This is a genomic window from Devosia sp. SL43 (assembly GCF_021729885.1).
Taxonomy (GTDB): Bacteria; Pseudomonadota; Alphaproteobacteria; order Rhizobiales; family Devosiaceae; genus Devosia.
Genome location: NZ_CP063401.1, coordinates 1,439,220 through 1,459,302 on the forward strand (window position 1 = coordinate 1,439,220; position 20,083 = coordinate 1,459,302).

20 protein-coding genes are annotated in these 20,083 nt (G+C 62.0%); 13 read left to right on the forward strand and 7 right to left on the reverse strand.

What is annotated here, in order from left to right; translation table 11 throughout:
- Positions 1-6 precede the first annotated feature (6 nt).
- The gene (locus IM737_RS07125) at positions 7-816 is read left to right on the forward strand and encodes a helix-turn-helix domain-containing protein (RefSeq protein ID WP_236899225.1); all 810 of its coding nucleotides are present in this window, start codon (positions 7-9) and stop codon (positions 814-816) included.
- On the opposite strand, the gene IM737_RS07130 is transcribed toward IM737_RS07125, so the two are convergent.
- Positions 813-1,733 (reverse strand): helix-turn-helix domain-containing protein, encoded by a 921-nt coding sequence (locus IM737_RS07130; RefSeq protein ID WP_236899226.1) that lies wholly within the window; start codon positions 1,731-1,733, stop codon positions 813-815. The two genes, IM737_RS07125 and IM737_RS07130, sit on opposite strands and share 4 nt — an antisense overlap.
- Before the next feature lie 159 nt (positions 1,734-1,892).
- On the opposite strand from IM737_RS07130, the gene IM737_RS07135 reads away from it, so the two are divergent.
- The 5 genes from IM737_RS07135 to IM737_RS07155 all read left to right on the forward strand — a co-directional run bounded on the left by IM737_RS07135 (position 1,893) and on the right by IM737_RS07155 (position 9,292).
- On the forward strand, positions 1,893-3,965 hold the full coding sequence (locus IM737_RS07135) for an ABC transporter substrate-binding protein (RefSeq protein ID WP_236899227.1): 2,073 nt from the start codon (positions 1,893-1,895) through the stop codon (positions 3,963-3,965).
- Between the two features lie 68 nt (positions 3,966-4,033).
- Positions 4,034-5,044: an ABC transporter permease gene (locus IM737_RS07140; RefSeq protein WP_236899228.1), complete on the forward strand. Its 1,011-nt coding sequence runs from the start codon at positions 4,034-4,036 to the stop codon at positions 5,042-5,044.
- Between the two features lie 56 nt (positions 5,045-5,100).
- Positions 5,101-6,231, forward strand: a complete 1,131-nt coding sequence (locus IM737_RS07145) for an ABC transporter permease (protein ID WP_236899879.1) — start codon at positions 5,101-5,103, stop codon at positions 6,229-6,231.
- 11 nt (positions 6,232-6,242) lie between these two features.
- Positions 6,243-7,913 carry an ABC transporter ATP-binding protein gene (locus tag IM737_RS07150; RefSeq protein WP_236899229.1) on the forward strand — a complete coding sequence of 557 codons (1,671 nt, stop codon included), beginning with the start codon at positions 6,243-6,245 and terminating at the stop codon, positions 7,911-7,913.
- Between the two features lie 8 nt (positions 7,914-7,921).
- A complete protein-coding gene (locus IM737_RS07155) occupies positions 7,922-9,292 on the forward strand; it encodes an alpha-glucosidase/alpha-galactosidase (RefSeq protein WP_236899880.1) in 1,371 nt (456 codons plus the stop codon).
- A gap of 70 nt (positions 9,293-9,362) precedes the next feature.
- On the opposite strand, the gene IM737_RS07160 is transcribed toward IM737_RS07155, so the two are convergent.
- Positions 9,363-9,956 carry a LysE family translocator gene (locus IM737_RS07160; protein WP_236899230.1) on the reverse strand — a complete coding sequence of 198 codons (594 nt, stop codon included), beginning with the start codon at positions 9,954-9,956 and terminating at the stop codon, positions 9,363-9,365.
- Between the two features lie 72 nt (positions 9,957-10,028).
- Positions 10,029-11,483, reverse strand: coding sequence for an alpha-glucosidase/alpha-galactosidase (locus tag IM737_RS07165; RefSeq protein ID WP_236899231.1), 1,455 nt, complete (start codon positions 11,481-11,483; stop codon positions 10,029-10,031).
- Between the two features lie 104 nt (positions 11,484-11,587).
- On the opposite strand from IM737_RS07165, the gene IM737_RS07170 reads away from it, so the two are divergent.
- The 7 genes from IM737_RS07170 to IM737_RS07200 all read left to right on the forward strand — a co-directional run bounded on the left by IM737_RS07170 (position 11,588) and on the right by IM737_RS07200 (position 16,902).
- A complete protein-coding gene (locus tag IM737_RS07170) occupies positions 11,588-12,460 on the forward strand; it encodes an AraC family transcriptional regulator (RefSeq protein WP_236899232.1) in 873 nt (290 codons plus the stop codon).
- A gap of 199 nt (positions 12,461-12,659) precedes the next feature.
- Entirely contained in the window at positions 12,660-13,130 is a 471-nt protein-coding gene (locus IM737_RS07175) for a MaoC family dehydratase (RefSeq protein ID WP_236899233.1), read from the forward strand.
- Positions 13,127-13,684: a MaoC family dehydratase gene (locus IM737_RS07180; protein WP_236899234.1), complete on the forward strand. Its 558-nt coding sequence runs from the start codon at positions 13,127-13,129 to the stop codon at positions 13,682-13,684. The genes IM737_RS07175 and IM737_RS07180 overlap by 4 nt, the downstream gene beginning before the upstream one ends.
- Before the next feature lie 31 nt (positions 13,685-13,715).
- Positions 13,716-14,063 carry a hypothetical protein gene (locus IM737_RS07185; protein WP_236899235.1) on the forward strand — a complete coding sequence of 116 codons (348 nt, stop codon included), beginning with the start codon at positions 13,716-13,718 and terminating at the stop codon, positions 14,061-14,063.
- A gap of 318 nt (positions 14,064-14,381) precedes the next feature.
- Positions 14,382-15,401 (forward strand): TerC family protein, encoded by a 1,020-nt coding sequence (locus tag IM737_RS07190; protein ID WP_236899236.1) that lies wholly within the window; start codon positions 14,382-14,384, stop codon positions 15,399-15,401.
- 632 nt (positions 15,402-16,033) lie between these two features.
- Complete coding sequence (locus IM737_RS07195) at positions 16,034-16,426, forward strand: VOC family protein (RefSeq protein ID WP_236899237.1); 393 nt, start codon at positions 16,034-16,036, stop codon at positions 16,424-16,426.
- Between the two features lie 71 nt (positions 16,427-16,497).
- On the forward strand, positions 16,498-16,902 hold the full coding sequence (locus IM737_RS07200; RefSeq protein WP_236899238.1) for a GFA family protein: 405 nt from the start codon (positions 16,498-16,500) through the stop codon (positions 16,900-16,902).
- A 165-nt stretch (positions 16,903-17,067) separates the two neighbouring features.
- Here IM737_RS07200 and IM737_RS07205 read toward each other — a convergent pair whose 3' ends face one another.
- The 4 genes from IM737_RS07205 to IM737_RS07220 form a co-directional block, all read right to left on the reverse strand.
- Positions 17,068-17,601, reverse strand: coding sequence for an adenine phosphoribosyltransferase (locus IM737_RS07205; RefSeq protein ID WP_236899239.1), 534 nt, complete (start codon positions 17,599-17,601; stop codon positions 17,068-17,070).
- 23 nt (positions 17,602-17,624) lie between these two features.
- On the reverse strand, positions 17,625-17,819 hold the full coding sequence (locus tag IM737_RS07210) for a hypothetical protein (RefSeq protein ID WP_236899240.1): 195 nt from the start codon (positions 17,817-17,819) through the stop codon (positions 17,625-17,627).
- Positions 17,820-17,962: 143 nt separating this feature from the next.
- Positions 17,963-18,805, reverse strand: coding sequence for a cytochrome c1 (locus IM737_RS07215; RefSeq protein ID WP_236899241.1), 843 nt, complete (start codon positions 18,803-18,805; stop codon positions 17,963-17,965).
- A gap of 14 nt (positions 18,806-18,819) precedes the next feature.
- Positions 18,820-20,073, reverse strand: coding sequence for a cytochrome b (locus IM737_RS07220; protein ID WP_236899242.1), 1,254 nt, complete (start codon positions 20,071-20,073; stop codon positions 18,820-18,822).
- Positions 20,074-20,083 lie beyond the last annotated feature (10 nt).

Below are 20,083 nucleotides of genomic sequence, written 5' to 3' on the forward strand. Positions count from 1 at the left end.
CCTGCTATGACCGTCGCAGCCGAAACCCCCCATAGAGCCGTCCTGAGCCTGCTCACTGGACACTTCCATGAGACATCAGGCTATCGCGCCGTGCGACGGCAAGGCGTTGGCGACTGGCTGCTGATTCACACCGTCGCTGGTCGCGGTCGCTTCGGCCATGCCGGGGGCGAGCTGATTGCGGAGCCCGGCGACTGGGTGTTGCTGCGGCCGGGCACGCCGCACGACTATGGCGTCGAAACATCCCTTCAGCGCTGGGACCTCGTTTGGGCACATTTCCAGCCGCGGGCCGACTGGCTGGCCTGGCTGAACTGGCCGGAGCAAGCGGCTGGTCTGATGCGGCTGCATGTCGAGGACGAGGCGTTCGGGGCGCAGTTTCTTGCAGTGCATGGCCTGCTTGGCAGCCAGCGGCTCCGATCCGATGCGCTGGCCATGAACGCATTGGAGGCGCTGCTGCTCAGGCTCGACGAGCACAATGTCGAGGGGCGGGCCAAATCGGGCGATCCGCGAATTCACCAAGCCATGGACTTCCTTGACCGCCATCTGGCGGAAAAACTGCTGATCGACGATGTGGCCGACGGTGTCGGACTATCGCCGTCTCGGCTGGCGCATCTGTTCAAGCAGCAGACGGGGCAGACTGTGCAGGGCTACCTTGAGGCGCGGCGCATGCAGGTGGCGGCGGACCTGTTGCGCCGCACCAGCTTTCCCATCAAGCAGGTTGCGGCGGCGGCCGGCTTCGAGAGCCAGTTCTACTTCTCGCAACGCTTCAGTCGCTGGACGGGACTGTCGCCATTGGCGTTTCGCAGGGACGGCCACTAGCCCTCAATGGTGTCCTTGCGCATCTGGCTCGGAGTCATGCCATAGGCCTTGCGGAAGTGCTCGTAGAATTGGGTCTGGCTCACAAAGCCGGACTGGAATGCCACGTTGGCAATGGAGAGGCTGCCGTCGAACAGCAGCGAGCGGGCGCGGATCAGGCGCATGCGGGTGACGAACTTGACCACCGAGATATGCATCACCTTGGTGAAGAGGTTGGTGGCATAGTTGGGATGCAGGCCAACCACATCGGCGATGCTCTCGGCGCTCAGCGGCTCGGTGATGTTTTCGACGATGTGGCGCACCATGCGGACCACATAGCGGACCGGCGAGCCGGTTCGGGTGCGCGAGCCGACGTCCTCGACCCAGGCGGGCAGCAGCTCGTCCCAGCCGGTGATGGCGGCGCGCCGGAACATGGTGCCGATCTCAGCGCGGACGATGTCGGTGCGCAGGGCGTTGCCGCTGCGATAGTCCTGGTGCCAGCGATCCAGTGTTTCGAGGCCGATGCAATCGGGGTTGAGCTGGATGACGCCGCCGCCCATCAGCGTTTCGGTGAGGCGGCCAAGCTGCGGCATTTCGAGGAAGGCATCCATCGGCAGGTAGATGTTGAGCTGGCGGCCATCGGCGATGTCCGTCAGTCCTACTGTCTGGTGCGGGATACCGGCCCAGAAGGCGATCAACCGGTTCGAACCGACGGCCACCGGCCCGCCATCGAAGGCGTAATCCATCGTCCCCTGGGTCAGCCAGTTGAATTCGATATGCCCATGGCTATGTGGTTGTGGCATGATCTGGGGCGCGAAGGAGCGGATGCCGAAACGGCCGAAAGCCTTCCCGGACGAATAGAAGCTGCGGTCCGGCCGCGGCGTGGGTCGGGGTGCGCGCTCGCGCACGGAACGCGTCAGGGACACTGTCTCAACAGTCATACTTATCGGCGCACTTCTTAGAAAACCGGAATAAGTCTCTATCATTCCGGATTGCTTCATTCATTGCAAGGCGTACGTTTTAGCCGTTCAGCACGGAAAGAGATCGGCAGGGAGTGTCCGATCGCGGCATCAATGCCAGCCGTTGCTATGGGAGGTTTTATGAGAAGACACACGATTGCCCTTGGCGGGGCAGGACTGATGCTGGGCGTTTCGCTGTTGGCGATTCCGGCCCAGGAATTGACGGGCGAACTGCCCGATCCGCCGGAATTCGCCGCGCAGAGCGAACCCATTTTCGTCAGCATTTCCGACATCATGGAATACAAGGCGCTGCCGGAATACCACGAGCCCGACTGGGTCACGAGCAAGTATGTCGAGGCCGGCACCCTGCCGCCCGTCGCCGAGCGCCTGCCCAAGGAACCGCTGGTTTACAAGACTGCCAACATGCCTGACGGCGTCGGCGTCTACGGCGACGTCATGCGTCACGTGATCGGCGGCCGGCCGGAAGGCTGGAACTATATTGGCGGCCAGAGCCAGGGTTGGGGCGGCATCGATATCGGCCTCTCCGAATGCCTGACGCGCACCGGCCCGCTGTTCATGGTCAAGGCCGATGAACTCGAGCCCATGCCGAACCTAGCCAAGAGCTGGGAATGGTCTGAAGACGGCAAGACGCTGACCATGCACCTCATCGAAGGCGCGAAATGGTCCGACGGCGATGCCTTCGACTCCGAAGACGTCATGTTCTACTGGGAAGACAACATCCTCGACACCAATGTCTCCCCGCTCAACGGCGGCACGCCCGAGACCTTCGGCGTCGGCACGACGCTCGAAGCGATCGACGCCTATACGATCAAGTGGACCTTCACCGAGGCCAATCCGACGCAGTACCTCTACGCCATGGCGTATGGCACGTTCTGCCCCGGCCCGAGCCATATCCTCAAGCCGCAGCATCCCAAGTACAACGCGGACAATACGTACGAAGAGTACAAGAACGCCTTCCCGCCGGAATATATGAACATTCCGGTGATGGGCGCCTGGGTGCCGGTTGAGTATCGCGCCGACGACATCGTCGTGATGCGTCGCAACCCCTACTACTGGAAGACCGACGAGAACGGCAATCAGCTGCCTTACCTCAACGAGATGCATTATCGCCTCTCGACCTGGGCTGACCGCGACGTTCAGGCTGTTGCCGGTTCGGGCGACTTCTCCAACCTCGAACAGGCCGAAAGCTTTGTAGAGTCGCTCAAGCGTTCTGCCGAAGACTCCGCTCCGGCCCGCCTGCAGTTTGGTGCTCGCACCATCGGCTATGCCCTGCGCATGAACTTCTCGGCCAATGGCTGGGGCGAACCCGATGAACGTGCCCAGGCTATCCGCGAACTCAACCGCGAACTGGATTTCCGCAAGGCAATCTCCATGGCGATCGACCGCCAGCGCCTGGGTGACTCGCTGGTCCGTGGCCCGTTCACGGCAATCTATCCCGGCGGCCTCTATGCCGGCACCTCCTACTACGACAAGGCGTCGACCGTGTACTACCCGTACAATGTCGAGGCTGCCAACGGCCTGCTCGATGGTCTCGGCCTCGCCGATACCGATGGCAACGGCGTTCGCAACCTGCCTGATGGCGGCGGCGATCTGGAAATCACGCTGCTCGCCAATACCGACTACGGCACCGATACCAACCTGGCCGAAGGCGTGATTGCCCAGATGGAGCCCCTGGGCATCCGGGTCATCGCCAACTTCCAGACCGGTACGGCGCGTGACGATATGGCCCAGGCCGGTCAGTTCGACTGGCATGTGGAACGCCAGGGCTCTGAGATGGTCTCGGTGGTCCAAGGCACTGCAGGCCTCGCCCCGACCGGCCCCCGCACGCACTACTTCCATCGTGCAGGCACCGACGGGACCCTCGATCTGCTCCCCTTCGAGCAGGAACTTGTCGACACCGTCAACGCCTTCATCGCCACGTCTGACAATGCCGAACGTGTCGAACTGATGAAGACCTACCAACATGTTTTCACAGAAAACGTCTACTCGGTCGGTCTGACCCAGTATCCGGGTGCGCTGATCATCAACAAGCGTTTCGCCAATATCCCGGCAGGCGCCCCGATCTTCATGTTCAACTGGGCCGAAGACAACATCATCCGCGAGCGTGTCTTCGTTCCCGCCGATCAGCAGGGCGACTTCGAGCTGCACCCCGAGACGCTTCCAGGCGCTCCGGGTTCGGCCGGCCCAATGTGATCTGAAACCGGCATGAACCCTGGCAGGGGGAGCAATTCCCCTGCCCACTCACTGAAAGGCTTGCGGCCATGCTTCGATTTTTGACGATGCGCGTCCTTGGCGCCATCCCCCTGCTGTTCCTGCTCAGCATCGTGACCTTCGCCATCATCCAGGCGCCTCCAGGCGACTACGGCGACACCATCCGATCCATGCTGATCAACCAGGGTGGCGCGGCCCCGGACGTCGCCGAAGCTCAGGCAGAAATCTATCGGCAGGCCAACGGCCTTAACGACCCGATGATCGTTCAGTATTTCCGTTGGATCACTGGCATCGTCACCCGTTTCGATTTCGGGCACTCGTTCTTCTACAACAAGGATGTTGGTATCGTCGTGGCCGAGCGCCTCCCGGCGACCATTCTGCTGGCGCTGACCTGCCACCTGCTGGCCTCGGGCCTGGGCATTGGCCTCGGCATCCTGGCGGCCACCCGTCAATATTCCTGGGTCGATACCAGCCTGGGCATCCTGTCCTTTCTCGGCATGACGATCCCGCGCTTCCTCCTGGCAATCATCATCCTGTACTTCCTGGTGTTCCGCATGAATGTCAGCGAGGTCGGCATGTTCTTCTCCGCCCGCTATGGCGGTGCGCCCTGGAGCTGGGACAAGTTCGTCAACCTGATGACCCATATCTGGCCGGTCATCTTCATCGCGACGTTTGGCGGCCTCGCCTACAATATGCGCGTCATGCGGGCCAACCTGCTCGACGTGCTCAACAGCCAGTATGTCGAGACGGCCCGCGCCAAGGGCCTGCCTGAAAGCGCCGTGATCATGAAGCATGCCGTGCCCAACGCGCTGCATCCGCTGATTGCCTATCAGGGCGTCGCCCTGCCCTACATGCTGACCGGCGAAATCGAAGTGGCCATCGTGTTCGGCCTTGCCACCGTCGGCCCGGCCATTGTGGGCTCGATGGGCGTCGGCGACGTCTATGTCACCGCCACCTTCATGCTGGTGCTCGCCGCCACGCTGATCATCGGCAATATCATCTCCGACGTTCTCCTGGTCGCGCTCGACCCACGGGTTCGGCTTGGAGGAGGCAGCGAATGACCGACATCAAGCCACATTCGTCCATTCCTCTGCCGACCGATGTCGCGGGTGGTCCCATGCCGACACCCGCACAAGAGGCAGACAACCCCAAGGTGGTGCTCACCCGTTTCGGATCGGGCAATGAGGGCTATGCCACGCTGGTGTGGCGCCGCTTCAAGCGCTCGCCCATGGGCATGATCGGGCTGATCCTGGTTGCGGGCATGCTGATCGTGTCGATCTTTGCCGACTTCTTCGCGCCGATGGATCCCAAGGAGGCCAACCTCCCTTTCGCGCCGCCTGATGTGATCGCGTTCGAGGATGCTGAGGGCAATTTCAGCCTCTTGCCCTATGTCTATCCCATCGGCGACACAGGCGAATTCGACCCGATCACCTTCCAGCCGCTCACCGGCCTGGTCAAGGACAACCCGACCCCGACAGGCTTGTTCGTGCCGGGCTACAGCTACAAGTTCCTTTGGCTCATTCCGTCGAACATCCACTTCTTCGGCTCGACTGACGGGCGACCGATCCAGTTGCTGGGCACCGACAAGTTCGGCCGCGACATTCTCTCACGCGGTATCGTTGGCTCGCGTATCAGCCTGATGATCGCCCTTGCCGTGGTCAGCCTGACCACCATCGTGGGTACGCTTGTGGGCATCACCTCGGGCTATATCGGCGGTCGGCTCGACAGCTGGGTGCAGCGCTTCGTCGACTTCGTGCTCGCCTTCCCGCAACTGCCGCTCTACCTGGCGCTGACCTCGCTCATTCCGGTGACGGCGCCGTCCAATGTGTTCCTGACCTTCGTGATCTTCGTCATGGCGGTGTTGGGTTGGGCGCAACTGAGCCGTGAAGTGCGATCCAAGACCTTGTCCCTGGCGCGCATCGACTATGTCCGCGCCGCTATCGCCGTTGGTGCCACCGATAGCCGTATCATCACCCGGCATATCCTGCCCAACGTGCTGAGCCACATCATCGTGTCGATCACGCTGGCCATTCCAAGCGTCGTGCTGCTCGAGAGCTTCCTCGGCTTCCTCGGCTTCGCCGTGAAACCACCGCTGATCTCCTGGGGCTTGATGCTGCAGGATACCGGCACCTTCTCGGTGATCGGCTCCTATCCCTGGATCCTGTCGCCCGTGATCTTCGTGCTCGTCACCGTGTTTGCGTTCAACGCACTCGGCGACGGCCTGCGCGACGCCATCGACCCCTATTGAGGAGCAGGCTAATGACCGAACCAAGCTTCACGCCTGTCTCCGATATCCGTCATGACCTAGGCAGCCATGGTCGCGAACTGATCCTGGATGCGCGCAATATCGGGATCGACTTCAAGGTCGAAGGCGGCACCGTCAACGCGGTGCGTGACGTCTCCTTCCAACTGCACAAGGGCGAAACCATCGCCCTGGTGGGCGAATCCGGCTCGGGCAAATCCGTGACGGCGCGCACGCTGATGAAGCTGCTGACCAAACGCGCGACCATCCTGCCCGACACGCAGATCACACTGTCCGGCAAGAACATCGTGGCGATGAGCGACCGCGACATGCGCAAGCTGCGCGGCAATGACATCGCCATGATCTTCCAGGAGCCCATGAGCTCGCTGAACCCGGTCTACACGATCGGCCAGCAGATCTGTGAAATCCTGCATCTGCACAACAAGATGAGCCGTTCCGAGGCCATGACGAAGGCCGAGGCGCTGCTCGAAGAGGTGCAGATCCCCGAGCCCAAGGCACGCCTCAACAACTATCCGCACCAATTGTCCGGCGGCCAGCGCCAGCGCGTCATGATCGCCATGGCTCTGGCCAACCGCCCCGACGTGCTGATCGCCGATGAGCCGACGACCGCGCTCGACGTGACCGTGCAGGCCCAGATCCTCAACCTGATCAAGGACCTCAAGGACAAATACGGCATGGCGGTGATCCTGATCACCCATGACCTGACGGTCGTTCGCCAGTTCAGCGAATATGTCTATGTGATGCAGAACGGGCGTGTGCAGGAGCACAATGCCACCGAGGCGCTGTTTGCCAATCCCCAGCACGCCTATACCAAGCATCTGCTGGCCTCCGAGCCCAAGGGCACGGCGCTGCCGTTGGATGATGGCGCACATGAGACTGTGCTTGAGGGCAAGGAGGTCAAGGTCAGCTTCACGCTGAAGCGCGGCGGCTTCTTCAAGCCCGACTTCTTCGAACTCAAGGCCGTCGACAACCTCGACATCAAGCTGATGCGACATGAAACGCTTGGTATCGTGGGCGAATCCGGCTCGGGTAAGACCACCTTCGGCCAGGCGCTGATCCGCCTGATCGGCAATCAGGGCGGCGAGATCTACTTCGACGGCGAACGCATCGACACCAAGGATCGCAAGGCCATGCGTCCGCTGCGGAGCCGCATGCAGATCGTGTTCCAGGACCCGTTCTCCAGCCTCAATCCGCGCATGTCGATCCGCCAGATCATCGAGGAAGGCCTGATCGTCAATGATATCGGCGCCAACCGCGCCGAGCGCGGCGACCGCGTGCGGCAGGCCTTGCGCGATTCTGGCATGCCCGACACCATTCTCAACCGTTTCCCGCACGAGTTTTCGGGCGGACAACGCCAGCGCCTTGCGATTGCCCGCGCTATCGCGCTGGAGCCCGAATTCATTCTGCTCGACGAGCCAACCTCGGCGCTCGACCTGAGTGTGCAGGCCCAGATCATCGACCTGCTGCGCAAGCTGCAGAACGAGAAGGGCCTTTCCTACCTCTTCATCAGCCACGACCTGAAAGTCGTTCGCGCCCTCTGCCACCGCGTGATGGTGATGCAGCATGGCAAGATCGTCGAACAGGGCCCCGTGGCCGAAGTCCTTACCAACCCTCAAACCGATTATACGCGCCGCCTTGTCCGCGCCGCGTTCGAGATAGCCGCCTAGGAGCATTCATTATGGCAAATCCAAAGATTACCTTTATCGGCGCCGGCTCGGCGGTGTTCATGAAGAACATCGTCGGCGACATCCTGCAGCGCCCCGCATTGGCGGGCGCCACCATCCGGCTGATGGATATCAATCCGACGCGGCTCGAAGAGAGCGAGATCATCGCCAAGAAGCTGATCGCCACGCTTGGCGTTCCAGCGCAGGTCGAGACCTATTCCAACCAGCGCCAGGCGCTTGATGGCACCAACTTCGTCGTCGTCTGCTTCCAGATCGGCGGCTTCGAGCCCTCGACCGTGATCGATTTCGAGGTGCCCAAGAAGTACAATCTGCGCCAGACCATCGCCGATACGCTCGGCGTTGGCGGCATCATGCGCGGCCTGCGCACGGTGCCGCATCTGTGGAGCATCTGCGAGGACATGCTGCAGGTGGCGCCCGACGCCGTCATGCTGCAATACGTGAACCCGATGGCCATCAACACCTGGGCCATTTCCGAAAAATACCCCACCATCAAGCAGGTCGGCCTGTGCCACTCGGTGCAGGGCACGGCGCATGAGCTGGCCAACGACCTGGGCATTCCCTACGAGGAAATCCGCTATCGCTCGGCCGGCATCAACCACATGGCGTTCTACCTCAAGTTCGAGCATCGCCAGCCCGACGGCAGCTACCGCGATCTCTATCCGGACCTGCACCGCGCCTATGCCGAAGGCCGTGCGCCCAAGCCGACCTGGAATCCGCGCTGCCCCAACAAGGTGCGTTACGAGATGATGACCCGCCTCGGTTACTTCGTGACCGAGAGCTCGGAGCACTTCGCCGAATACACGCCCTACTTCATCAAGGAAGGCCGCGAAGACATCATCGAGAAGTTCGGCATTCCGCTTGATGAATATCCCAAGCGCTGCGTCGAGCAGATCGCCAAGTGGAAGAAGACCTCCGAGGACTACCGCACGGCCGACCGCATCGAGGTGGCCCAGTCCAAGGAATATGCCTCGTCCATCGTCAATTCGGTGTGGACCGGCGAGCCCTCGGTGATCTACGGGAACCTGCGCAATAACGGCGTCATCACCAACCTGCCGAACAACGCCGCGGTCGAAGTGCCGTGCCTGGTCGACGACAACGGCCTGCAGCCGACCTTCATCGGCGACCTGCCGCCGCAGCTGACGGCGCTGATCCGCACCAATATCAACGTGCAGGAACTGACCGTAGCAGCCCTGATGACCGAAAATCGCGAACACATCTATCATGCCGCGATGATGGACCCCCACACCGCCGCCGAGCTGGATCTGGAGCAGATCTGGAACGTCGTCGATGACCTGCTCGAGGCCCATGGCAGCATGCTGCCGGAATGGGCTCGTGGCTCCCGGAAGCAGCGCGTGGCGTAATTCGCGGCGCAGAAGTCCTCCCCTGCTTCCAAGGACGGCCCCGATGCGCAAGCGTCGGGGCCGTTTGGGTTTAGAGGGGCAGTATGCCCTGCAGTGTCTGCACCACCAGCAGCGCGGCAAACACCGCCAGCGCCACCGCGGTGATCCGCTCCACCCGCGACGAGGTCAGCAGGCCGGCGGAGGATTTGGCCGCAAGCATACCGAGCGTCATCCAGCCGACGGCCGTGGCGATGACGAGGCTGGCGAAGACGCCGAGATAGGGCAGCCGCTCGACGAAGCCGACCTGCGGGAAGATGGCGAAGGCGAAGACCAGGCCCTTGGGATTGATCAGCGTGGTGGCGAATACCCGTCCAAGCGTGATGCCACGCTGGTTGATGTCGGCATGGCCGGCATTGCGCCACAGCTTCCAGGCCGACCAGAGCAGGAATGCTGCAGCCACGAACTTGGTGATGACAGGCACCAGCGGCTGGCTCTGCCCGGCGACACCCACCAGCTCGATCCAGATGGTGATGCCGATGAAATAGCCGCCGAGTTCCCCGGCCAGGAGCGGGAGGGAGCGGGTCAGCCCGCGTTGCGCGCCAGCCGCTGCCATAAGCGTATTGGTGGGGCCGGGTGTCGCCAGCAAAGCCAATACCGCGAGCATGAAGGGCAGGAGGTCATTCATGACATGGTCGTAGCAAAGAAAAGGGGCAGGCGCACCACCGCCTGCCCCAGATCGCCTTGATTTTGCAGCAGCTTAGTGGTGGCCTCCCACCACTTCGCGCAGCTCTTCGACCGAGCGCACCTGCTTGCGGGCGGCACCCTGCCAATCGGTGGTCTTGACCGTCGACTTGGCCATGCGCTCCTTGGCGGCGGGAATGGCATCGGCATATTGCGGCAGCCACTGCGCCTGGGCGACGACCATTTCGTCGACCATGGCCCAGACTTCGTCGGGCGTGCAGATGGCGCCAACCAGCGGGTCATGCAGCACGGCCAGCTTGAGCGTATCGAGATTGCCGGTCATGGCGGCCTCGACCGACAGGCGCTGCACCGAGACCGATACCGAGCAGGTGGCGGCGCAGGCGGTCGGCAGGGTAATGCCTTCGATCATGTTGATGCCGAAGCGATCGACATAGCCGGGGCTCTCGATGATCGCGTCATCGGGCAGATTGGTGATGATGCCATTGTTGCGGCGGTTGAAATGGCCGCGATAGGGACGGCCGGTCTCCATCGCCTCGATGATGTAGCTGGCATGCTCGCTGGTGCGCTTGTGTTCGCTGAGCGGCTTGTTGGCCTCTTCCTTGAACACGGGGAAGTCCGTCTCGAACCAGTTGCGGCGCTCGGTCGAGTAGCGGAGATAGCCGCCGGTTTCGCCATGGATCCAGTGGCTCATGTCGATCCAGCGATTGATCTCGTTCGGACGCTTGCGATACCAGGGCAGGTATTCGCTGAGGTGGCCATTGGACTCGGTGGAATAGACCCCGAAGCGCTTGAGCACGTCGATGCGGACCTTCTCGGTCTTGGAATAGACCGGATGCGCCTCGAAGCCGGCGATCAGCTCGGCTGCCTCGACCTTCCGGCCCTTGGCGCGGATGTCGATATACCAGGTCTGGTGGTTGATGCCCGAGCACACATATTCCAGCTCCGCATCGGTGACGCCGAGCACTTCGGCGATCTGGTGCGCGCCGTGCTGCACGCCGTGGCAGAGGCCGACGACGTTGACGCCGCCATACATCTCGGCCGCCCAGGTGTTCATCGCCATGGGGTTGGCGTAGTTGAGGAACAGCGCGCCGGGCTCGGCGACTTCCCTGATATCCTTGCAGAAATCGAGGATGACCGGGATGTTGCGCTGGCCATAGAGAATGCCGCCGGCGCAGATGGTGTCGCCCACGCACTGGTCGACGCCATACTTGAGCGGAATGGAAATGTCGGTTGCGAAGGCTTCAAGCCCGCCGACGCGAACGCAGCTCATGATGTAGCGCGCGCCCGTGATGGCGGCGCGGCGATCGGTGGTCGCGGTCACCTTGGCGGGCAGATTGTTGACCGAGACGATCGTCTCGATGACCTGCTTCACCATATCGAGGTTATGCGGGTTGATATCGGTCAGCGCGAACTCGCAGCCGACGAATTCCGGCACCTTGAGCAGGTCCGATATCAGGGTCTTGGTGAAGCCGATCGAGCCGGCGCCGATGACGGTGACTTTGAATGACATGAATGTCCTCCCGAAGCAGCATTCACTGCAAATTGGTGGACATATTGCTAGCCGCCACGACCGCAGGAGTGGTAGAGAAAGCTTGTGCGATTGCGGGTAATTTTGTGCTTTCTCAGCTTCTCGATCATGGCCACGAAGTCCGCCGGCTGACGCTGCCCAAAAGCACCGTGCCGCTCCATTGCATGGCCATCAGTGCCGGCTATGAGCAGCGCCGGAACGAAGTCTATTCCTGGGACGGCCTGCAACGCGGTTCTTCGCCGTTTCTCGTCATCCAGCATACGGTGGTCGGAGAAGGACGGCTCGACTTTGCCGGGGTGCAGCATCGGCTCACGCCGGGGCAGACGATGGTCCTCTCCATGCCGCATGCGCACCGCTACTGGCTGGAGCGTGGCGGGCACTGGGAATATTTCTGGATGGTGCTCAATGGGCGTGAGGCCTTGCGGCTGGCGCGGGAGATCATTGATGCGTCCGGCCCGGTCGTGACGTTGCCGGCGACGGTGATCGATCGGTTGGCGGCGGCATGTCTGACGTTGATCGATAAGCCGGAGATAACGCCGGGCGAAGCGTCCAGCGCAGCTTATGCCACGATGGCGGCCTTGCATGACGGCGTGTTCAGTGCCGACACGACGCCCGAGCGCAGCTTGCCGGCCGCGATCGCGCGGGTGGTGGCGCATGTGGAGGCCAACTTGGGACGGTCGCTGCAGGTGGAGCGGCTGGCCGGTATCGCCGAGATGAGCCGTGGCCACTTCGTGCGCCAGTTCACCGCCGCGACGGGCATGGCACCATCGGACTTCGTGCTGGAACGGCGGATCGAGCGGATCGAGCGGCTGCTGCTGGCAACTGATATGAGCGTGGTGGCCATCGCGGCGGCGGTGGGCTTTGCCGATGCCAACTATCTGGGCAAGGCGTTTCGGCGCAAGCGGGGCGTGGCGCCGCTGGAATATCGTGCAGCGGGAAGGTTGGCGGCGGGGACTTGACCCACGGCACCGTGTCATCCCGGCGAAGGCCGGGATCCATATCCGCATATCACCCCGAGAACAGTGTTTGTGGCCGTTGCCGGACATGGATTCCGGCCTTCGCCAGAATGACCCGGTCGATGGATGAAACATCTCAACCGCGCTTGCCAACCCACCTCAAAAAGCGCAAAACGCCTCCGTTGACGTATAGGGCAAGCAAATGACCAATCCTGTCACTGGAGATCGGCGCCATTTCGAGGATCTGGCGGTTGGCGAGGTTATCGACCTGGGCCACACCACCGTCAGCAAAGAGATGATCACCACCTTTGCCCGCGAGTTCGACCCCTTTCCCTTCCATCTCGATGAAGCGGCGGCCAAGGCCAGCCTGCTCGGTGGCCTTGCCTCGAGCGGCTGGCAGACTGGGGCACTGAGCCTGCGCATGCTGGTGGATAGCTTTCTGTCGAAGATCGCTTCGGCGGGCGGCTTGGGCTTTTCCGATCTCAAATGGAAGAACCCGGTGATGGTGGGCGACACCATTGGCGGCACAGTGACCATTGCCGAGCTGCGCCGCTCGGGCAGCCACCCGCAATGGGGCATCATGACCCTTGATTTCGATGTCCGGAACCAGAAGAACGCGCCCGTGCTGAGCATGCGGTTGGCCAACCTGATCGAGACAAGGGACGCAGCATGACACGCTGGTTCGAGGATATCGTCATCGACGAAGTGTTTCCGCTCGGTAGCCACACGTTTGGCGCCGAGGAAATCATCCGCTTCGCCACGCTTTACGATCCGCAGTATTTCCACCTCGATGCCGAGGCGGCCAAGCACAGCCATTTTGGCGGGCTGGTGGCCAGCGGCTGGCACACTGTGAGCGTGGGGCACCGCAAGATGGTGGATGCGCTGTTTGCCGAGGAAGAGCGCCTGCGCGGGCTGGGCAAGGAGCCCGGCGTGTCCGGCCCCTCCCCGGGCGTCAATTCGATGGATTTCAAGGTGCCCGTCCGGCCCGGCGATACGGTGACCTATGAGCTGGTGGTGACTGGCAAGCGGGCATCCAATTCCATTCCCGGCTGGGGGCTGCTGTTCAACAAGCTGACGGCGGTCAACCAGCGCGGCGAGCTGGTCTATCTTGCCGATCTGGTCGGTTTTTCCAAACTGCGCGACTACCGCATGCCAATCAGGCTGAAACTGATGCTGGCCCTCATCAAAGTTCCGTTGATCGGGCCTTTGCTCAAACGCGGCTCTTGAAAGGGTTCGGGCGCAGCGGCACTGTGCTGCCATGCGCCGAATCGCCCTCATAGCCGCCCTTGCTGTCCTGTCCGCCACCCCGGCATTCGCCCAGAGTTTCGAGGGCAACTGGGGCTGCCGCGATGCGACCACCAACAAGTCGGGCATCCTGACCATTTATGGCTCGGTCTATGGCTTCGCCTCGACCACCGCCAATGATGGCAGCTCGGGCACCGGCACGATCACCGGCTACCAGGATGGCGTTGGCTTCAACGATGGCGGGCTGAAGACAGCCAAGAACATCCAGGCCGGGCGGATTGTTGCCGATCCGAATTATGGCGTGGCGATCCAGCTTGAGACTTCGGACGCTATTGTGATGTTGTGCACCCCGCGAGGGTAGTGGTTGCGCCATCGCTCTTCCCGAACCCTTTCCACCACCGCGCGTCACCCTCGGGCTTGACCCGAGGGCTCTTCACTGGCGGAACGTTCAGTAAGTGCAGTGCCCTCGGGTCAAGCCCGAGGGTGACGATCGAGTATGGGGTTGCGCCGGTGGTTTGCCGCTCGACCGGCCCCAAAAAGCGACATTCCGCCGCTCCCCGCTTGAACTTTTCGCGCGATCAGGCATTTTAGTTTCGTAGCGCCGGGCCCCTCTGGCGAGGATGACGTATGTCCTCGTGATGTCGGAGCTACTCCAAACTTCATGGAGAAAGGTCCGGCGATGGAATCGCTTCTTGGCGCCCTTATGGGCGATTTTCTCGGTACTCCCGTCTATTTCTGGGTCGCGTTCATCGCGATCGTTATCGCTCTGCTCGTCTTCGACCTCGGCATCCTGCACAAGGATGAACACGAGATCGAAGCCAAGGAGAGCCTGTTGCTCTATGGCTTCTACGTCGCCATTGCGATGGCATTCGGCGCCTGGGTTTGGTGGCAGCGCGGCGCTGAGGCCGGGCTCGAATTCTATACCGGCTACCTGCTCGAACAGAGCCTGGCGATGGACAACATGTTCGTCATCGCCACCATCTTCGGGTTCTTGGCGATCCCCCGCATCTACCAGCACCGGGTGCTGTTCTGGGGCATTCTGGGCGTCATCCTGTTCCGCGCGGTGCTGATTGGCCTGGGCGCTGCCCTGGTCAACGAGTTCAACTGGATCCTGTTCGGTTTCGGCGCCTTCCTGGTCTTCACCGGCATCCGCATGTTCAGCCACAAGGACGAGGAGCCGCATCTGGAGGACAACAAGGTCTTCCAGTTCATCTCACGCCGCTTCCGCGTCACCAAGGAGCTGCATGGCCGCGCCTTTACGGTCAAGCAACCCGACCCCAAGACCGGCAAGATCGTCACCTGGCTGACGCCGCTGGCCGTGGCGCTGATCATGGTGGAAGTGGTCGATCTGGTGTTCGCCGTGGACTCGGTGCCTGCGGTCTTCGCGGTGACGCAGGACACGTTTATCGTCTATACGTCCAACATCTTCGCCATTCTTGGCCTGCGCTCGCTCTACTTCGCGCTGGCAGCGGCAATGAACCGCTTCCGCTACCTGCAGGTCTCGCTGGCCATCATCCTGGTGCTGGTTGGCATCAAGATCTTCCTCGTGCCGCTGCATATCCATATCGACACGCTGCTGAGCCTGTTGGTCACGCTGTCTATCCTGGCCGGCGGCATCATCTTCTCGTTGTACAAGACGCGCAACGAGCCCGATATCAGTGCCGAACAGCAGCCGAAAACAGGGCAGCTCGAACCCTGATCTGATCGCAATTCGGGCCGGCGGTTGACGCCGGCCCGATGATTTTTTATGTTTCGCCTCGTTTCCAAGATGAGGTCCGCGCCGAAATGAACTGAGAACTTGCCCCGGATGTCCGAGAATTTGCCGTTCCGCGCCTGCGCGTGACCGGGAGATTGTGGATGTCGCTGAGAGCAAGATCAGGTTCAGTTGCGCCCCTGCCCTAGTGGCAGCCCGACTCGTCTCCCCTTAGCGACATCCCCGGCAGCCAACCAAACCACGCTTCATCGCGCGGCGCTTTGCGCTGCGCCGTTTTCAGAACCCCGCCGTTGCGTTGAAAGCGTCGGACGGGGGTAGCGAAAGGCTTTGCCTATGCCCAGAAACACATTCCGTCGCCCACAACCGGTCGCCCGCGCCCATGATGTTCCACGCCATGGCGCACCGATCCCCATGCGCAAGATCGAGACCAAGAAGGTCGTCCAACCGAGGCCGGAGGCCACGATATCACTGCCGGCATTGGACGCTCTGCTAAGGCCGACGCGGCCCTAAGACCAGGGGCCGGGCGCCAACAACACCGACGCCCGGCCTCGACGCCTGCGCCAGTCTTGCCGCAATTGCGGTCTAGCGACTGTGACAACGACAAGAAGGAGACGACTATGGGGAAGATCCACGAGATCGTATTCGACTGCGACAAGCCCAGCAAACTGGCGGCCTTCTGGGTCGGGCTGCTCGATGGCTATGCTATCCGCGCCTATGACGAAGCGGAGATCGCGCGCCTGGCGGCACTGGGCTTCACGCCTGAGACCGACCCAACCGTGATGGTTGACGGCCCCGGGCCTTCGGTCTGCTTCCAGAATGTCGAGGGTCGCCGCTACGACAATAACCGCGTGCATTTCGATATTGAGGTCAGCGACCGCGCCGGTGAAGTCGAGCGGCTGAAGGAGGCCGGCGCCGAGACAGTGCGCGTGCTGCCGACCTATACCGTGATGCGCGACCCTGAAGGCAACCAATTTTGCCTCGTTGACCGGCGCGAGGCGATGGCGGCGTAAGCCGAACCTGCTGACATCATCTGTCGGGGCCCGCGCCTAGGTTGCCCGCATCACCTGTACGGAGCTTCGCCATGACCCTCGTTGCCAGTTGCCACTGCGGCGCCACCAAGATTGAGCTGCCGCATCTGCCGCTTGCCGCCAAGGAGTGCAATTGCAGCTATTGCAGCCGCACCGGCGCCGTCTGGGGCTATTACAAGCCCGGCGAGATGCAGTTTCTCCAGCAGGACGGCGAGAGGACCTATTCGGCGAGCGACGGCATGAACCAGCACCATTTCTGCGGCAATTGCGGCATGCAGACCTGGGGCGATTCGCTGGACTGGGGGTCGATCTACAATGTGGATGGGACGCCCAAGGATGGCTACACGCCGGGGAGCTTGCCGACGGAACGCAGCTATGCGGTGAACCTGCGGCTGGTGGATGATCTGGACTGGAGCCAGGTGGCGGTGGAGAAGGTCGACGGGCGGGCGAGCTGGTAGGGGCTGACGCAAAGAGTCCTTTGCTGGATACCCCCACCTAACCTCCCCCTGATAGGGGGAGGGACAGATCGAGTATCTGGCACGATGTTGCCACAAGCGCTACGCAGTCCCTCCCCCTTCAGGGGGAGGTTAGGTGGGGGTACTCCGATGTCGGAGCGACCTCACTCAGTGCCCCTCGAACCCGATTAGCGCCGTCACCGCAACCCCCTCGGCCTTGAGCTTGTCCGCGCCGCCCAAATCGGGCAGATCGATCACGAAAGCGGCGTCCTCGACCCTGGCGCCGGTGCGGCGGAGCAGACCGACTGCGGCGATGGCGGTGCCGCCGGTGGCGATCAGGTCGTCGACCAACAGAACGGTATCGCCGCTGTCGAGCACGTCGGCATGGATCTCGATCGTGTCGACACCATATTCGAGCGCGTAGTTCTGCCCGATTGTTTCGCCCGGCAGCTTGCCTTTCTTGCGGATGGGGATGAAGCCCACGCCGAGCGCGATGGCAACGCCTGCCCCGAAGATGAAGCCGCGCGCTTCGATACCGGCGACATGGGTGATGCCCCTGCCGCGATACTGGCTGGCGATGCGCTCGATGCTTTCCTTGAAACCCTCGGGGTGCTCGATCAGCGTGGTGATGTCACGGAACAGAATACCCTTCTTGGGATAGTCCGGAATCGTGCGCACGAGGGCCTTGAGGTCGAGCGACATGGGCAAACCTGGAATGACGTGGATCAGGGAAGGCGGCGGCCAACGATGTGCCGGGCAATGACGCCGGCATTATAGGCAGCCGTGCGGGTGACGTTGATCGCAGTCTCGCGGGCCTTGGGATTGGCGGCCACGGCGATGATGCCGGCCCGCACCACCGGATGGCGGGCCATGGTCACGGCGGCGCCGACAACGGTCACGGCAATGCGGATGGCGGACATGTCGGCTCCCTCGGCACCTGATTTGCGTATCACCCCATATTGCGGTCTGGGGCGGGAATGGCAAGGGGCTGGAGCCGTTGTGATGGCCCAGAAAAAGCGAAGGGCCCGCAAGGGCCCTTCATTCATTTTCGATATCAGGTCGATCAGTGCTCAATACCAGCCCAGATGCGGCGCTTGGTCAGGTACATGAGACCCGCGAAGCCGATGAGGAATAACAGCACGACGAAGCCGGTCTGCTTGCGACCTGCCAGGTGCGGCTCGGCCATCCACATCATGAAGGCCGCGACGTCCTTGGAATACTGGTCGACCGTTTCCGGCACGGGGGTCTGGCCCTCGAGCACTTCATAGGTCACCTGGCCATCCTGCAGCGGCGGCGCCATGCCGATGGCGTGGCCGGGGAAGACGTCGTTGTAATACTTGCCTTCGGCCAGCTCGAAATCGTGCGGTGCTTCTTCGTGGTAGCCGGTCAGCAGCGCGTGGATGTAATCCGGGCCGCCTTCCGAATAGCCGGTGAAGTAGTTGAAGATCCAGAACGGGAAGGCATCGGTCACGCCGCGGGCCTTGGCCAGAACCGAGAAATCGGGTGGCACAGCACCGCCATTGGCGTCGCGTGCATCCTGGTCGGTGGCGAAAGGCTTGGGGAAGCGATCGGCGGCAACCGCCGGGCGCGTGCCGGTGTCGGTCGTCGCGTCGGGGATCTCGTACTCGGCAGCCAGTGCCTTGACCTGCTCTTCGGAGAAGTGGGGACCACCCTCTTCGGACAGGTTGCGGAAGGCGATCAGCCGGGCGCTGTGGCAGCTAGAACAGACCTCGCGGAAGATCTGGTAGCCGCGCTGCAGCTGGTTCTCGTCATAGGTGCCGAAGATACCGGCAAACGACCAGCTCTGCTTCTGGATTTGCGGCGTCGAGTGATCCTGGGCCATCGCGGGCGCGGCAAAGCCAGCCACAAGCGCTACGGCAGCAAGGATAGTCTTGGTATTGAACATGGTCACTATCCCCCTCACGCGTGCGACTTGCCGAGAACACTCTCGGAGATACTGGTCGGCAGCGGCTTCGGGGTCTCGATGCGGCCGAGAACCGGCAGGATCAGCACGAAGTGCAGGAAGTAGTAGGCGGTGCAGATCTTGGACAGGATCACGTAGATGCCATCCGCCGGCTGCGCACCGAGGTAAGTAAGGCCGATGAAGTTGACCACGAAAATCCAGTAGAACCACTTGAACATCGGGCGGAAGTTGCCCGAGCGCACCTTGGACGTGTCCAGCCATGGCAGCAGGAACAGGATCAGGATCGAGCCACCGAAGAAGATGACGCCGAGCAGGCCGGAGTTGATGAACAGCAGGTTGAAGTCGATGGCGCGCAGGATCGCGTAGAACGGCAGGAAGTACCATTCGGGCACGATGTGAGCCGGGGTGACCTGGCTGTTGTACTGGATGTAGTTATCCGGGTGACCCAGGATGTCGGGCGCAAAGAAGGCGAACCAGGCAAACGGGATCAGGAAGACCACCATGCCGAAAGCGTCCTTCATCGTGTAGTATGGATGGAAGGGCAGCGTATCGCGGTCCTTGTCCTTCACGTCGATACCGACCGGGTTGTTGTTGCCCGGCACGTGCAGCGCCCAGATATGGAGCGCCACGACGGCGGCAATGACGAACGGCAGCAGGTAATGCAGCGAGAAGAAGCGGTTCAGCGTGGGATTGTCCACGGTGAAGCCACCGCGCAGCAGTTCCAGCAGCGGCGTACCGACCACGGGGATGAAGCTGAAGATATTGGTGATCACCTGCGCGGCCCAGCCAGACATCTGGCCCCAGGGCAGCACGTAGCCCATGAAGGCGGTCGCCATCATCAGCAGGAAGATCAGCACGCCGAGGATCCACAGGATTTCACGCGGCGCCTTGTAAGAGCCGAAATACATGCCACGGAAGATGTGGATGTAAACGGCGGCGAAGAACATCGAGGCGCCCACGGCGTGGAACGACTGGATCATGCGGCCGCCATTGACGTCGCGGCGGATGTGCTCGACCGAGTCGAAGGCCATCGAGACCTGCGGCGTGTAGTGCATGGCCAGTATGATACCGGTGACGATCTGGATACCCAGGCACATCACCAGGATCGCGCCGAAGGTCCACCAGTAGTTGAGGTTCTTCGGCGTGGGGAAATCCATCAGGTGCTCTTTGGAGAACCGGATGATCGGCAGGCGCTCATCGAGCCACTTCTCGACGGCATTCCCGGGCGTGTAAGTCGAATGTTCTGACATCGGAAAAGCC

Bases quoted from the DNA above. Each gene is read 5' to 3' on its own strand.
- IM737_RS07180 (WP_236899234.1), top strand. From the start codon at position 13,127: ATGACACGCTGGTTCGAGGATATCGTCATCGACGAAGTGTTTCCGCTC.
- IM737_RS07140 (WP_236899228.1), top strand. From the start codon at position 4,034: ATGCTTCGATTTTTGACGATGCGCGTCCTTGGCGCCATCCCCCTGCTG.
- IM737_RS07210 (WP_236899240.1), bottom strand. From the start codon at position 17,819: ATGTCCGCCATCCGCATTGCCGTGACCGTTGTCGGCGCCGCCGTGACC.
- IM737_RS07125 (WP_236899225.1), top strand. From the start codon at position 7: ATGACCGTCGCAGCCGAAACCCCCCATAGAGCCGTCCTGAGCCTGCTC.
- IM737_RS07150 (WP_236899229.1), top strand. From the start codon at position 6,243: ATGACCGAACCAAGCTTCACGCCTGTCTCCGATATCCGTCATGACCTA.
- IM737_RS07190 (WP_236899236.1), top strand. From the start codon at position 14,382: ATGGAATCGCTTCTTGGCGCCCTTATGGGCGATTTTCTCGGTACTCCC.
- IM737_RS07130 (WP_236899226.1), bottom strand. From the start codon at position 1,733: ATGACTGTTGAGACAGTGTCCCTGACGCGTTCCGTGCGCGAGCGCGCA.
- IM737_RS07185 (WP_236899235.1), top strand. From the start codon at position 13,716: ATGCGCCGAATCGCCCTCATAGCCGCCCTTGCTGTCCTGTCCGCCACC.
- IM737_RS07160 (WP_236899230.1), bottom strand. From the start codon at position 9,956: ATGAATGACCTCCTGCCCTTCATGCTCGCGGTATTGGCTTTGCTGGCG.
- IM737_RS07165 (WP_236899231.1), bottom strand. From the start codon at position 11,483: ATGTCATTCAAAGTCACCGTCATCGGCGCCGGCTCGATCGGCTTCACC.
- IM737_RS07215 (WP_236899241.1), bottom strand. From the start codon at position 18,805: ATGTTCAATACCAAGACTATCCTTGCTGCCGTAGCGCTTGTGGCTGGC.
- IM737_RS07220 (WP_236899242.1), bottom strand. From the start codon at position 20,073: ATGTCAGAACATTCGACTTACACGCCCGGGAATGCCGTCGAGAAGTGG.
- IM737_RS07200 (WP_236899238.1), top strand. From the start codon at position 16,498: ATGACCCTCGTTGCCAGTTGCCACTGCGGCGCCACCAAGATTGAGCTG.
- IM737_RS07145 (WP_236899879.1), top strand. From the start codon at position 5,101: ATGCCGACACCCGCACAAGAGGCAGACAACCCCAAGGTGGTGCTCACC.
- IM737_RS07195 (WP_236899237.1), top strand. From the start codon at position 16,034: ATGGGGAAGATCCACGAGATCGTATTCGACTGCGACAAGCCCAGCAAA.
- IM737_RS07175 (WP_236899233.1), top strand. From the start codon at position 12,660: ATGACCAATCCTGTCACTGGAGATCGGCGCCATTTCGAGGATCTGGCG.
- IM737_RS07205 (WP_236899239.1), bottom strand. From the start codon at position 17,601: ATGTCGCTCGACCTCAAGGCCCTCGTGCGCACGATTCCGGACTATCCC.
- IM737_RS07135 (WP_236899227.1), top strand. From the start codon at position 1,893: ATGAGAAGACACACGATTGCCCTTGGCGGGGCAGGACTGATGCTGGGC.